This window comes from Streptococcus nasisuis, assembly GCF_040836615.1.
Lineage (GTDB): Bacteria > Bacillota > Bacilli > Lactobacillales > Streptococcaceae > Streptococcus > Streptococcus suis_V.
Map to the genome: position 1 here is coordinate 1,600,034 of NZ_CP162268.1, position 12,642 is coordinate 1,612,675.

Sequence of the window (12,642 nt, forward strand, 5' to 3'; positions counted from 1 at the left end):
CACTCCTTTACTTAAAGACAGACTGGTCTATGAAGGCTTGAATGGCCGCATTCAACTCATCTGTATCTGGAAGATCCTTGGTTGACCGAATAACTTCCAAGAGGTTATCGTAATGCAAATCAAAATAAGCATACAATTCTTCTTCAAAGGTCAAAATATCATCAATCGGCACTGAATCCAAATAACCATTAGTCAAGGCGTACAAAATCAAGACTTGTTTTTCAACAGGTAATGGTTTGTGCAATGGTTGTTTGAGAACCTCGACTGTACGACGACCACGGTTGAGTTTAGCCTGCGTAGCCGCATCCAAATCCGAACCAAATTGCGTAAAGGCCTCCAATTCACGGTAAGAAGCAAGGTCGATACGGAGAGTACCAGCCACCTTCTTCATCGCCTTGATTTGAGCCGAACCGCCGACACGCGATACAGAAGAACCTGCATCAATGGCCGGACGAATACCTGAGTTGAACAAGTCATCTTTGAGGAAAATTTGTCCATCGGTAATAGAAATCACGTTGGTTGCGATATAGGCTGAAATGTCTCCTGCCTGTGTCTCGATAAATGGCAGAGCTGTAATCGATCCTCCACCCAACTCATCAGATACCTTAGCCGAGCGCTCTAGTAAGCGACTGTGCAAGTAGAATACATCCCCTGGATAGGCCTCACGACCTGGAGGACGACGGAGCAAGAGAGACAATTCACGGTAGGCTACCGCTTGTTTTGACAAATCATCATAGACAATCAAAACGTGCTTGCCTTCGTACATAAATTCTTCCGCCATAGCAACACCTGCATAAGGGGCCAAGAACAAGAGCGGAGAAGGTTGCGATGCAGAGGCTGTTACAACAATTGTGTAGTCCAAAGCACCGTACTGACGAAGGGTTTCTACCTGTGTACGAACTGTTGATTCCTTCTGACCAATGGCCACGTAGATACAAATCATATCTTGGCCTTTTTGGTTGAGAATGGCGTCAATGGCTACAGTCGTTTTACCCGTCTGGCGGTCACCGATAATCAACTCCCGCTGGCCACGACCGATTGGTACCAAGGCATCAATGGCTTTCAAACCTGTTTGCAAAGGCTCTGTAACAGATTTACGTTGCATAACACCGGGAGCTGGGTATTCAACTGGACGTGTCTTTGTCGTACGGATTTCTCCTAAGCCATCAACTGGTTGACCGAGCGGATTGATAACCCGACCAATCAAGCCTGAACCAACTGGTACTTCCATAATTTTACCAGTCCGACGGACCACTGAGCCTTCACGGATGTCTGTAAAATCTCCGAGAATGATGATACCAACGTCATTGGTCTCCAAGTTTTGAGCCATACCAATAGTATCGTTTTCAAAAATCAGAAGCTCGCCACTCATGGCATTATCTAGACCCTGAGCACGAGCAATTCCGTCACCGATATAGGTCACTACACCTGTCTCAGTATAGTCAAAATCAGGCTGAAAGCCCTCTATTTGTTGTTTTAGTAAAGCGCTAATTTCTTGTGCATTAATCACCAAAAGAACACCACTTTCTATTTTCTAAAGTTTTTTCCTAACGTCATTCAACTGACTGCGTACACTGGCATCAATGACCTTGTGGTTGACCGTCACAATAAAGCCCCCCAACAAAGTCCTATCCAGCTCTTCAACAATACTACGAACACGAAGAGAAAAACGTGTTTCTACCAGTCGACGAAGACGCTCTTTTTGTTCTTCTGTCAGCGGATAAACTGAAACCACATGGGCCTCAAATTCATTTTTAAACTTACTAATTTGTAGCTGAGCACGTTCCAGAGTTTCCAGGAGCAAATCAGCATGCCCATCTCGAATCACATCTTCGATAAGGTCATTGATTTGCCAAAAACTGGACTGACGAACAGTCCGAACGAATTCAGCCTTCTCTTCTTTAGAAACAGTCGCTGACAGCAAGAGACGATTGAGCTTACTATCATGAATAATGGAAATCAAGGCTGAAATTTGGTCATACATTTCCCAAATCTCTTCATGATCACTAACTTTTTCAGCAAATGATAGAGCATACTTTTGCACCAGTGCATTTTCTCTAGCGTTCATCTACTTGTCTCCTAGTTTATCCAAATAACGATCAATCAATTGACTATGGGCCTGCTGGTCCAAATCTTCCAAGATAATCTTTCCAGCCAAATCAACTGCCAACTCCGCTACCTGTACATGCAGGTTTTCTTGAGCTTCGCGTCTTTCTGCCTCGATTTCAAGCTGAGCCTTTTGTTTCAAACCTTGAATTTCAACATCAGCTTGTTCCAACATGCGCTTCTTCTCTAATTTTGCACGTTCAACAGCATCTTGAATGATTTTTTGACCTTCGATACGGCCTTGAACCAACTCATCTTCTCTCTGTTGTACAAGGTTAGAAGCCTGCGTTAATTTTTCTTCCGCACTATCAATATCATTGGCAATCTTAGCAGCACGTTCTTCAAAAATTCCAGTAATCTTGTCCCACGCAAATAGGCGAATTAAGACGAGCAGAACAGCAAAAGATGCTGTTACCAGAATAAAGTTCCCCAAAACTGTACTTGATTGCATTGCAATAAGTGTTACCATCTTTTCATATTCCCTTTCTTACTCTGCCTCACCACTAATTTTCTTGTTCAAATACATAGACACCAGCATGACAAATACATAGGATTGCAAGCAGGAGATGAACACAGAAAAAGCAGTCCAAATGACGTTTAAGCCAAATGCGATAGGATAAACGAAGGCGCCTTTTTGAGATAATTGCAAGAGGAGAGAAACCAATACTTCCCCCGCATAGATATTCCCATATAAACGGAGTGCAAGAGAAGCCAGATTAGTCACTTCTTCCAAAATATTCATTGGAGTCATGGCCCATGGCGTTACAAATGCTTTCAAATACTCCTTAAATCCGCGACGACGAATACCTTCGACATGACAAAATACCGTTGCAACGGTAGCAAGACCAAAGTCGTAGGCCATATTGGCTGTTGGAGAGGTCCATAGATTTTGTCCTTGAGCGGTTTCAATCTTTGTCATCAAACCAAGGTTATTGGCAACCAATAGAAATGTGAAGGCTGTAAAGAAGAAAAGTGCATAGCGTTTTGCATTTTCATCACCCAAATTTCCCTTAGTAAAATTGATAACTAGTTCATACATGTATTCCAGAACATTCTGCTTCCCTTTGGGTCTAAGAGTCATTTGCCGACTTGCCCAAAATATCAGAAGAAAAATGACGGAAACCGTAATGACAGACACCAAAACCATGGTCAAATCAAAGGTCACAGGGCCAAGGGTGATGGTTGGACTTAAATGTTCTTCCATTGGAGACTCACTCCTTTTCTATCTATTGCTCTGCTTAACCAAGAACGAATGCCATTGCCAAGGTAACGAAGAATGTACCCTCGATGAAGGCAACCCCCAAGAATACACCTGCCATCAATTTACTTTGCATCTCTGGCTGTCGTGCTGTCGCTGACAAGTAAGAAGCTACCAAAAGTCCTTCACCAATACTTACACCAAGACAGGCCAAACCAAGAGCCAATGCACCTAAATTCATAACGAATTCTCCTTTTTTAATTTAATACTAAGTAAGCATACTCCTAAAACATCTATTTGTCAAGAAATCACCCTAATTGTAAACGTTTAATAATACTGATTGCAGAAAAAAAGAAAAGACCGTTTTGTCCTTTCTTCCTATTTAATTGACTCTTCAAAATGATTTGTTTCCTCAATAAATCGCTGTGCCATTTTTTCACGATTGATTTGTTCAGTATCCAGGGTAATAGCATGGTCTGAAACCAAGTCCGTATCCGCAAAGAATTCGATATGATTGGCCAGATTGTATAAATGGACCGGAGCATCTCCACCAAACTCTCCATCTAGGTTGAGCAAGAGGCGACTGGAATCGTCCAAGTGCTTGATAGATAAGCTCCTGGTCTTGATATACTCGACCAAATTGCTATCTACATGCTTGCCACCGTCCAAGACCTGACGAATCAGATGTAGAATTTCAAAGAGATTGCCTGTTTTCACCATGAGTAAGGTAAAATTGCCGTCATCCAGCTTGGCATCCGGTACAATTTTCTCAAAGCCTCCGATAGAATTGGTCAGGGCCACAAAAATCATGGAGACAGACCCTTCAAAAATCCCCTTATCATGTTGGACACGAACCGGTGTAAACTGGACCTGCGGCAATAGCTCTGCCCCCTTGACCACATAGGCCAGGTAGCCAAACATGGTCTTGAGCTGGCTAGGCACACTGTAAGTCAATTCAGTCAAGGTGCCCAGGGCAGCAATATTGATAAAGTAATGCTCCTGGGAATGGCCGTTCTTCACGTTCTTAGCCAGACCAATATCCATTAAAATGGTCTGATTTTTTCCAATCAACTTGGCTGCCTCAACTGGATTCCCTCGTGGAACCTTTAAGGCACGGGCATAGTCATTGGTCGTTCCCGTTGGAATAATCGCCATACGAGGTCGTTTTTCAAGCGGAGCAATGCCATTGACTACTTCGTTATAGTCAATTGAAACAAGAGCAGGACAAAAGTGCCTCAAGAAAAGTATCACAATTTGGCAATACTTTTCTGAGGTGTTTTTTCATTTGAGCCCATGTTTTCTCAATGGGATTATACTCAGGTGAGTAAGGAGGAAGTGGTAAAAGTCTATGACCCTGCTCCTTGCATAACTCTTTTAGCTTACTCATCCGATGAAACCTTGCATTGTCCATAATGATAACAGATGGTCTATCTAAAGTGGGTAGTAAGAATGTTTTAAACCAAGCTTCGAAAAAGTCACTCGTCATGGTTTCTCTGTAGGTCATTGGGGCTATAATCTCACCGTTTATAAGACCTGCGACTAAAGATAGCCGCTGGAATCTTCTTCCAGAGACCTGACCTGTGATCAACTGACCTTTCAAAGATCGACCATATTCTCGATGAAAATATGTCTCAAACCCTGTCTCGTCAATATAAACAGGTGTCAAGTGACTTAAGTTATTAAATTCTTTAAGGAACTGATTTACTTTCTCAGGGTCTTGTTCATAGTAGGTACAGCTCTTTTTTTCGAGTATATCCCATAGCTTTGAGAGCGTAATGAATAGCTGTTGGATGACAGCCAAATTCAGAAGCTATTTCAGTCAAAAAAGCATCTGGATGAGCTTCAAGATAGTTCTTTAATTTTTCTCTATCAACTTTTCTTGGTTTGGTTCCCTTAACTTGGTGATGAAGCTCGCCAGTAGTCTCCATTAATTTTAGCCATTGATAGATGGTGTTGCGTGAAATATCGAAAACAACAGATGCTTCAGTAATACTGCCGGTTTTCTGACAGTATGCGAGAACTTTTTTACGAAAATCTAATGAATATGCCATAAGTACATTATACCACAAATGTACTGTTTTTGTTTCATTGTGCTATAATAGTGCCGTCACCACCAGCAGCAATGACCAAGTCAAATCCAGCCAGGGCTGCCCGTCTAGCCTCGTTTTTAGCTGAATCTTTTTCTGGAGTAGTCTGAAAGGCAGAGGTTTCATAACCAAATCCTTCCAAAACATTCAGCACTTCTGCTACATTTTTCTTCATGATTTCTTGTCCCGAGGTCGGGTTATAAATCAATCTTGCACGTTTTTGTTCTTCCATGATTTCCTTAGAGGCTCTCTAACCAGGCCTCGTCTCTTATTTCAATTCCTAATTCTTGGGCCTTGGCCAACTTACTTCCAGCATCTGCGCCAGCGACGACTAGATTGGTTCTCTTGGAAACAGAGCCAGCTACATTAGCACCCAAAGCCTCCAGCTTGGCCTTTGCCTCACTGCGTTTCATCCGTTCCAACTTACCTGTCAAGACAACCGTCATGCCAGATAAAGCTGCATCCGTCGCTGCTTGTTGACCTAAATAGGCTAGATTGACACCGGCTTCTTTCAGTTCGCTCAGCAATTTCTGCGCACCTTCGCTAGAGAAATAAGTGACCAGCGATTGGGCGATGACCTGTCCCAAACCTTCTAGGCCAGAAATAGTTTCTAAGTCAGCCTGCGCCAGATTTTCCAAATCAACCAAGGCCGTCAGCAAAATCTTACTAGCCTTGCTACCAACGTGGCGAATGCCCAAGCCGAACAGCAAGCGCTCCGCTGAATTGTCTTTCGATGCCTGAATAGCCTGATAGAGTTTTTCAGCTGATTTTTCCTTGAAACCTTCCAAGGTCAGCAAATCTTCAACTGTCAGCTTGTAGATATCTGCCACATCATGTACCAGACCAGACTGGTAGAGTTTTTCTACAATCGAAGTCCCCAAGCCGGCAATATTCATGGCATCTCGGCTGGCAAAATGCTCTAGCTTGCTCATGAGCTGGCTTGGGCAAAGGGGATTGATACAGCGTAGGGCCACCTCGTCCTCATAATGCTGCAGGTCACCTGAACAGCTTGGACAAGCAGTTGGTATTGGCATCGGTTCTTGGTGATTTCGGTATTTGTCCACGACTTTGAGGACTGCTGGAATGATGTCACCGGCCTTGTAGACGATAACCGTATCGCCGATTCTGATATCTTTTTCAGCAATATAGTCGACATTGTGGAGTGTGGCGCGGCTAACAGTGGTTCCTGCCAATTGAACTGGGCTGAGGTTGGCTGTCGGTGTTACCACACCAGTCCGACCGACTGTCCAGTCGACAGACAGGATTTCCGCCTCTTTTTCCTCTGCTGGGAACTTATAAGCCACCGCCCATCGGGGCGCTTTGACAGTGAAGCCCAATTCTTCCTGGACAGCTAGATCATTAACTTTGATAACGATACCGTCTATCTCATAGGGCAAACTGTCTCGCTGCTCTGCCATTTTTTCAATAAAAGCCCAAACAGCGTCCATATCAGCCGCCAACTGATAGTCGTGGTTGGTCACAAAGCCAAGTCTGTCCAGCTTGTCAAGGACCTCCGACTGACTGGTCGCCTCTGTCGGACTGGCCTCCTGGTAGAGGAAGGTCGCGAGTCCACGCTGGGCAACGACACCTGTATCCAGCTGGCGGAGAGTTCCTGCAGCAGCATTACGAGGATTGGCAAACTCAGCCTCACCAGCCTCTTGCCTCTGGGCATTGACCCGTTCAAAGGAAGTCTTAGGCATGTAGCACTCGCCCCGAACAGTCATGTCGATAGGCTCTGGCAGGGTCAGCGGAATATCCGCCACACGCTTGAGGTTTTCCGTGATATTTTCACCGACACTGCCGTCTCCACGGGTAGCACCGACCACCAGCTGGCCAGCCTCGTAAGTCAGGGAAATGGATAGACCATCAATTTTCAACTCACAAATATAGCTGGCACCTGGAAATTCCTTGCGAACACGCTGGTCAAAGGCGTCCAACTCCTCACGAGAAAAGGCATCCTGCAAGCTAAAAAGGGGATAAACGTGGCTGTATTTATCAAAACCGTCCAGGATTTTTCCGCCGATACGGTGGGTCGGACTGTCTGGCAAAACCAGTTCTGGGTGGGAACTTTCTAATTCCACCAATTCACGATAAAGCTTGTCATATTCAGCATCGGACACGCTTGGTTTGTCAAGTTGATAATATTCTTTGGCATACTGATTGAGTAGGCCCACTAATTCTGTCATTCTTGTCTTCATAAGACCTATTATACCATGAACTAGGATTTACATTGTAGAAAAAAGGCCGATTTAAACCGACCTCAAGTACTATTTATATCCCTCTGCTTTCGACAAAGTCTTTGAACAATTTTACCGCCTCAACAGTTCTGTGATCCATGAATAAACTGGTGTCAGTGTCCATTTCCTGAATGGATGCTATGTCGTCTTCTGTCAAGGCAAAATCGAAAATGGCGAAGTTTTCTGCCATGCGTTCTTTTTTGACAGACTTGCAGTTTGAGGCAATTCCTCTTTGAAATAGCCATCGAAGAATGACCTGAGCAACTGATTTTTGATATTTTTTACCAATTTCGACCAGGGTTGGATGCGTAAAAATCTGGTCACGTCCTTCCCTAAATGGTCCCCAAGATTCTGCTAGCACATTTTCCACATTCATATTCTGAACAGCGTCTTCTTGGATAAAGAAGGGATTGATTTCAATCTGGTTGACCTGCGGCACTTGGTCAGAAAAGGCTACTAGGTCAGACAGGCGGTCTGGGTAGAAATTGGAGACGCCGATAGCTCTGATTTTCCCAGTTTTTTGCAAATCAACTAAAGCTCTATAAGCTCCATAATAATCGCCAAAAGGCTGGTGTAAAAGGACCAGGTCTAGGTAGTCTGTCTGTAACTTCTTCATGCTGATTTCGATAGAAGTCTGCGTTTTTTCATAGCCGTAGTTGGATAACCAGACTTTTGTTGTCAGGAAAAATTCTTCCCGTGGTAGACCTGATTCCTTCAAGGCCTGACCTAATTCTTCTTCATTCTGGTAACTTTGGGCGGTATCAAACTTGCGGTAACCGACTTCAATGGCATCCAGAACAGCCTGTACTGTTTCTTCTTTCGGAATTTGAAAGACTCCAAAGCCGATTGCCGGCATTTTTACACCATTATTTAAATTAAAATATTCCATATTTTTCCTCCGTTCAGTTGTGTTTACTATTCTACTTTACATCTTTTGAATTTTTTTGTACACTAGTTATTTAGAAAGACAGATTTCATAATATGAAAACTAGAGGTGAACCATGCTAGATTTGACTAAATTGGAACAGCTGATTGCTTTTGAAAAATACGGGACCTTGGCTAAGGTTTCTGAGGAATTTCATCTCTCTTCGCCTACTCTAAGTCGTTCTATGCAACATATCGAAGAATGTTTCGGTGTGCCTTTGTTTGTCCGAAACGCTAATAAGATTGCACTTAATGAAACGGGCAAGAAGGCTGTTGAGTTATCAAAAATCTTCTTACAGCAAGCTTCTAATCTGATTGCAGATGTCAGGGATTTTGACCAGGGTTTGCAAACCATAACCATTTTTTCTTGTGCTCCTGCTCCCCTGTGGCAACTAAGTCCTCTGGTGGCTTCTGTCAAGCCTCAGATGATACCGACTTGTAAAATCATGGACAATCAGGCTATTTTACAGGCTTTCCAGGAGGAGAAATGTGATATAGCCATTTTACCCTTTGACCAGTCGCTCTCTGACTTGCCTCCTCTGCCGTTTTCCAGAGAGGAGCTAGCCATAGCTGTACCAAAAGGCCATGAACTAGCCAAGAGGTCAGCTGTAACTTTCGTGGAGATAAACGGCTACAATTTCCTGCTCAAGACCAATCTGGGCTTTTGGAGACAACTTTGCTATGACAAGATGCCCCAGTCTAAATTTTTAGTCCAGGAAAATGACTTTGCCTTTCAGGAGCTAGTCGCCAATTCTTCCCTACCCCACTTCACGACCAATCTGGTGAAGACCGATAAGGAACGGGTGGTCATTCCTCTTACTGACGACGAGGCAGGCGTCACCTACCACATTTATTGCCGAAATCCAGACCTTTACCAGTCATTAAAGCAAGCTCTGAATCAGGATGACTATCCATTATTTTGATATTTTTTGGTAAAAAAAGTATAATGAGGACAAAGTCGTTCAGTTTGCTTTTAATATTTGCTTCAATAGTCCTGTGAGCTGTGCAAGGTTTGAAATAAGACTTGCAACAGCAAGTATTATTCGCAGAATACGGCAAGATGACTTAACGACGCAAAAGAAGATAAAATGAGAGACAAAAAGATGGAGGTGCCGTATGGCCATAACATACAAACGACAAGATGATTTGGATAAGATGCTGGAAGAATTTGCATCCTTTGATCAGCTGGAAAAAGTCGAATTTCCAGAGCCAGAAACTAATTCCGAAGAAGAAGAAAATAATAAGAAAAAGTGAATTTTCTGACAATTTATGCTATAATGTACTTTATACTGAACAGATTGGAAATTGTCTATGTCATCACACGTATTATTTACTATTTTTGGTGCAAGTGGCGACCTCGCCAAACGCAAACTCTATCCATCACTTTTTCGCCTCTACAAGGCTGGACACTTGGCTGAAAATTTCGCCGTTATCGGAACTGCTCGCCGTCCTTGGACCAAGGAATATTTTGAATCGATTGTCATCGAATCCTTGGAAGATTTACCAGATACACCGCGTCAAGCTCACGAATTTGCCAGCCATTTCTACTATCAAAGCCACGATGTCAACGATACGGAGCATTATGTTGCCCTGCGCAAATTGCAGGAAGACTTGGGTCAGCAATACGACACTCAGGATAACAAGGTCTTTTTTCTATCTATGGCGCCAGAATTTTTCGGAACCATTGCTAAGCATCTTAAATCTGAGCAAATTGTCAACGGTAAAGGTTTTGAGCGCTTGATTATCGAAAAACCATTCGGTACCAGCCTTGAAACAGCAACCAAGCTCAATGAAGAACTGGCTGATGCCTTCGACGAAGACCAGATTTACCGCATCGACCACTATCTAGGCAAGGAAATGGTGCAAAATATCTTTGCCGTGCGCTTTGCCAATATTATTTTTGAGCATGTCTGGAACCGCCGACACATTGACAATGTGCAGATTACTTTTGCAGAATCTATCGGCGTTGAAGACCGTGGGGGCTACTACGACCATTCAGGTGCCTTAAAAGATATGGTTCAAAACCATGTTCTTCAAGTTCTTTCCTTGCTAGCAATGGACAAGCCCGCTAGTTTTAAGGAACAAGACGTTCGTTCTGAGAAAATCAAGGTTTTCCAAAACTTGCGTCTGCAAACGGACGAAGAACTCAAACGCAACTTCATTCGCGGACAATATGCTGCGGGTAGCATCGACGGTAAGGACTACATTTCTTATCTCGACGAGCCAAATATTGCTGAAAACTCGCAAACTGAAACCTTTGCAGGCGGTGTGTTCTTTGTTGATACAGACCGTTTCCGCGACGTGCCATTCTTCTTCCGCACAGGGAAACGCCTGACTGAAAAAGGTACCCGTGTGACCATTACCTTCAAGCATACGGAAGATATTTTCGGCGAGCCATCTGAGGCCAATGTATTGACCATCTACATCCAGCCGACCGAAGGATTTGCCTTGACCATCAATGGTAAGGAAGTTGGCTCAAGCTTTGCGCTTACACCTGCCAAACTCAATTTCCGCCACAATGCGACAGCGCTGGGCAATTCGACAGAGGCCTACGAAAAACTCTTCTTTGATGTCTTGAATGGCGATTCGACCAACTTCAGCCATTGGAAAGAAGTCAAGGCCAGCTGGAGTTTGATTGACCGCATTATTGACCTGTGGGAAAATGACCAAGTACCACTCCACACCTATCCTGCTGGTACCATGGGGCCACAAGCTGCCTTTGATTTACTTGACCGGTACGGTTGCAAATGGGTGTGGACGCCGGATGTCTGGTACCGTGAGCGTGGGTTATTGAAATAAGATATGAAAACTGGAGTCATCCAGTTTTTTTGGGAGATATTTATGACAGAATTACACACTATTCTCACTCAACTTGAAGCAGCCAGCCATGCTGGTACCCTCAAGCGATACGAAAAAATTGGTGAAACCAAGCCCTATTACGGCGTTCCCATGGGTGCCATTTCTGGTATTGCTAAGAATTACAAAAATCAACTCGAACTCTTTACTTCCCTCTGGCAGACAAAGGTTTTGGAGGCCCAATATTTAGCCATTCAGATTGCCAAGGCTAAGCCAAATCAATTGGAAACAGCAGAGCTTGAAACCTGTTTGGATGCAGCTGTTTCTGTCAATGTACTGGATAAATTGGCCTCGGTCATCTTGAGTAAACGGAAAGACAGCAAGGTATGGGAAGAATTATTGTTGAACAAGGAAGAGCCTGTTTTTCAACGTCTAGGCTGGTTTTTACGGGCCAAATATTTTGCAAGTAAGGCGGCTGAAAAAGTTGAAATTGAAGGAACCTTGGAGTATATCAAGTCGCATTTGCAAACTGCACCTAAGCTAGTTCAATGGACCATGAACCAGTGTCTGGTGGACATTGCCGTGTCCTACCCAGATTACTTGGAACAGGGCTTGGCGATTGGTAAGGAATTGGCGGTTTACGCCGATATGAAGGTGCCAAAGGGCTGTACTTCTGCCTATGCACCTGATTGGATTGGGGCTTTGCTGAGGAGGAAATAAGATGGACCACCTCGGAACCAGTGAACTTGAAACAGAACGACTGTTATTGCGCAAATTTCAAATAGATGATGCACCTATTATGTATCAAAATTGGACTTCTGATGAGGAAGTGACCAAATATCTTACTTGGCCAACTCACCAATCGCTCCAAGACACGCAGGACTATGTCAATTTTTGCATCAGTAGCTATGACAATCCCCAGTCTTATCGTTGGCTTATCATTGAAAGAGATAGCCAGCAACCGATTGGGGACATCAGTGTGGTCTCGATTGAAGAAAAGACGCTGACTGCTGGACTTGGTTGGGTCCTTGCACGACAGCATTGGGGCAAGGGCTACATGCCAGAGGCTGCAAAAACCGTTCTTGACTATTTATTTGAACAGGTCGGCTTGAACCGGATTTATGCCGTTCATGATAGCCAAAACCCACAATCTGGTCGTGTCATGGAAAAAATCGGCATGACCTACGAAGGCACCATGCGCCAAGCAGGGCGCAATAATCGCGGGCTGGTCGATTTGAAAATGTATGCCATTTTGAAAGAGGATAAAAAAAGTAGATGACCACCATATCATCTA

General features: G+C 43.8%; 13 protein-coding genes and 2 pseudogenes. 5 read left to right on the forward strand and 10 right to left on the reverse strand.

Annotation, left to right across the window (positions count from 1 at the left end):
• Positions 1-7: 7 nt before the first annotated feature.
• The 10 genes and pseudogenes from atpA to AB1F57_RS08150 all read right to left on the reverse strand — a co-directional run bounded on the left by atpA (position 8) and on the right by AB1F57_RS08150 (position 8,517).
• On the reverse strand, positions 8-1,513 hold the full coding sequence (gene atpA / locus AB1F57_RS08105; protein ID WP_105137266.1) for a F0F1 ATP synthase subunit alpha: 1,506 nt from the start codon (positions 1,511-1,513) through the stop codon (positions 8-10).
• A gap of 21 nt (positions 1,514-1,534) precedes the next feature.
• On the reverse strand, positions 1,535-2,068 hold the full coding sequence (locus tag AB1F57_RS08110) for a F0F1 ATP synthase subunit delta (RefSeq protein ID WP_105137267.1): 534 nt from the start codon (positions 2,066-2,068) through the stop codon (positions 1,535-1,537).
• On the reverse strand, positions 2,069-2,575 hold the full coding sequence (gene atpF, locus AB1F57_RS08115) for a F0F1 ATP synthase subunit B (RefSeq protein WP_172021336.1): 507 nt from the start codon (positions 2,573-2,575) through the stop codon (positions 2,069-2,071).
• Between the two features lie 18 nt (positions 2,576-2,593).
• Positions 2,594-3,310, reverse strand: coding sequence for a F0F1 ATP synthase subunit A (atpB, locus tag AB1F57_RS08120; protein WP_367985595.1), 717 nt, complete (start codon positions 3,308-3,310; stop codon positions 2,594-2,596).
• Between the two features lie 34 nt (positions 3,311-3,344).
• Positions 3,345-3,545, reverse strand: coding sequence for a F0F1 ATP synthase subunit C (locus tag AB1F57_RS08125; protein ID WP_105137270.1), 201 nt, complete (start codon positions 3,543-3,545; stop codon positions 3,345-3,347).
• 137 nt (positions 3,546-3,682) lie between these two features.
• Positions 3,683-4,504 (reverse strand): annotated as a pseudogene (locus tag AB1F57_RS08130) (diacylglycerol kinase); the annotation flags it as partial.
• A gap of 4 nt (positions 4,505-4,508) precedes the next feature.
• A protein-coding gene (locus tag AB1F57_RS08135; protein ID WP_367985596.1) for an IS630 family transposase occupies positions 4,509-5,355 on the reverse strand; the annotation gives its coding sequence in 2 pieces (ribosomal slippage) (positions 4,509-5,049 and positions 5,048-5,355; 849 coding nt in all).
• Between the two features lie 46 nt (positions 5,356-5,401).
• Positions 5,402-5,623, reverse strand: a pseudogene (locus tag AB1F57_RS08140) (diacylglycerol kinase family protein); the annotation flags it as partial.
• 7 nt (positions 5,624-5,630) lie between these two features.
• Positions 5,631-7,589 carry an NAD-dependent DNA ligase LigA gene (ligA, locus tag AB1F57_RS08145; RefSeq protein ID WP_174853188.1) on the reverse strand — a complete coding sequence of 653 codons (1,959 nt, stop codon included), beginning with the start codon at positions 7,587-7,589 and terminating at the stop codon, positions 5,631-5,633.
• Positions 7,590-7,662: 73 nt separating this feature from the next.
• On the reverse strand, positions 7,663-8,517 hold the full coding sequence (locus AB1F57_RS08150; protein ID WP_367985597.1) for an aldo/keto reductase: 855 nt from the start codon (positions 8,515-8,517) through the stop codon (positions 7,663-7,665).
• A 112-nt stretch (positions 8,518-8,629) separates the two neighbouring features.
• On the opposite strand from AB1F57_RS08150, the gene AB1F57_RS08155 reads away from it, so the two are divergent.
• From AB1F57_RS08155 to AB1F57_RS08175, 5 genes are all read left to right on the forward strand, one after another.
• Positions 8,630-9,475, forward strand: a complete 846-nt coding sequence (locus AB1F57_RS08155) for a LysR family transcriptional regulator (protein ID WP_367985598.1) — start codon at positions 8,630-8,632, stop codon at positions 9,473-9,475.
• A gap of 193 nt (positions 9,476-9,668) precedes the next feature.
• Positions 9,669-9,806: an SPJ_0845 family protein gene (locus AB1F57_RS08160; protein WP_367985599.1), complete on the forward strand. Its 138-nt coding sequence runs from the start codon at positions 9,669-9,671 to the stop codon at positions 9,804-9,806.
• Positions 9,807-9,863: 57 nt separating this feature from the next.
• Positions 9,864-11,351 carry a glucose-6-phosphate dehydrogenase gene (gene zwf, locus AB1F57_RS08165; RefSeq protein WP_367985600.1) on the forward strand — a complete coding sequence of 496 codons (1,488 nt, stop codon included), beginning with the start codon at positions 9,864-9,866 and terminating at the stop codon, positions 11,349-11,351.
• A 42-nt stretch (positions 11,352-11,393) separates the two neighbouring features.
• On the forward strand, positions 11,394-12,068 hold the full coding sequence (locus tag AB1F57_RS08170) for a DNA alkylation repair protein (RefSeq protein ID WP_367985601.1): 675 nt from the start codon (positions 11,394-11,396) through the stop codon (positions 12,066-12,068).
• Between the two features lies 1 nt (position 12,069).
• Complete coding sequence (locus tag AB1F57_RS08175; RefSeq protein WP_105137277.1) at positions 12,070-12,627, forward strand: GNAT family N-acetyltransferase; 558 nt, start codon at positions 12,070-12,072, stop codon at positions 12,625-12,627.
• The last annotated feature ends 15 nt before the right edge of the window (positions 12,628-12,642 follow it).

Coding starts and splice junctions, on each gene's coding strand:
- zwf (WP_367985600.1), top strand. CDS start 9,864: ATGTCATCACACGTATTATTTACTATTTTTGGTGCAAGTGGCGACCTC.
- AB1F57_RS08150 (WP_367985597.1), bottom strand. CDS start 8,517: ATGGAATATTTTAATTTAAATAATGGTGTAAAAATGCCGGCAATCGGC.
- AB1F57_RS08155 (WP_367985598.1), top strand. CDS start 8,630: ATGCTAGATTTGACTAAATTGGAACAGCTGATTGCTTTTGAAAAATAC.
- AB1F57_RS08160 (WP_367985599.1), top strand. CDS start 9,669: ATGGCCATAACATACAAACGACAAGATGATTTGGATAAGATGCTGGAA.
- AB1F57_RS08110 (WP_105137267.1), bottom strand. CDS start 2,068: ATGAACGCTAGAGAAAATGCACTGGTGCAAAAGTATGCTCTATCATTT.
- atpB (WP_367985595.1), bottom strand. CDS start 3,310: ATGGAAGAACATTTAAGTCCAACCATCACCCTTGGCCCTGTGACCTTT.
- atpF (WP_172021336.1), bottom strand. CDS start 2,575: ATGGTAACACTTATTGCAATGCAATCAAGTACAGTTTTGGGGAACTTT.
- AB1F57_RS08170 (WP_367985601.1), top strand. CDS start 11,394: ATGACAGAATTACACACTATTCTCACTCAACTTGAAGCAGCCAGCCAT.
- AB1F57_RS08175 (WP_105137277.1), top strand. CDS start 12,070: ATGGACCACCTCGGAACCAGTGAACTTGAAACAGAACGACTGTTATTG.
- ligA (WP_174853188.1), bottom strand. CDS start 7,589: ATGAAGACAAGAATGACAGAATTAGTGGGCCTACTCAATCAGTATGCC.
- AB1F57_RS08125 (WP_105137270.1), bottom strand. CDS start 3,545: ATGAATTTAGGTGCATTGGCTCTTGGTTTGGCCTGTCTTGGTGTAAGT.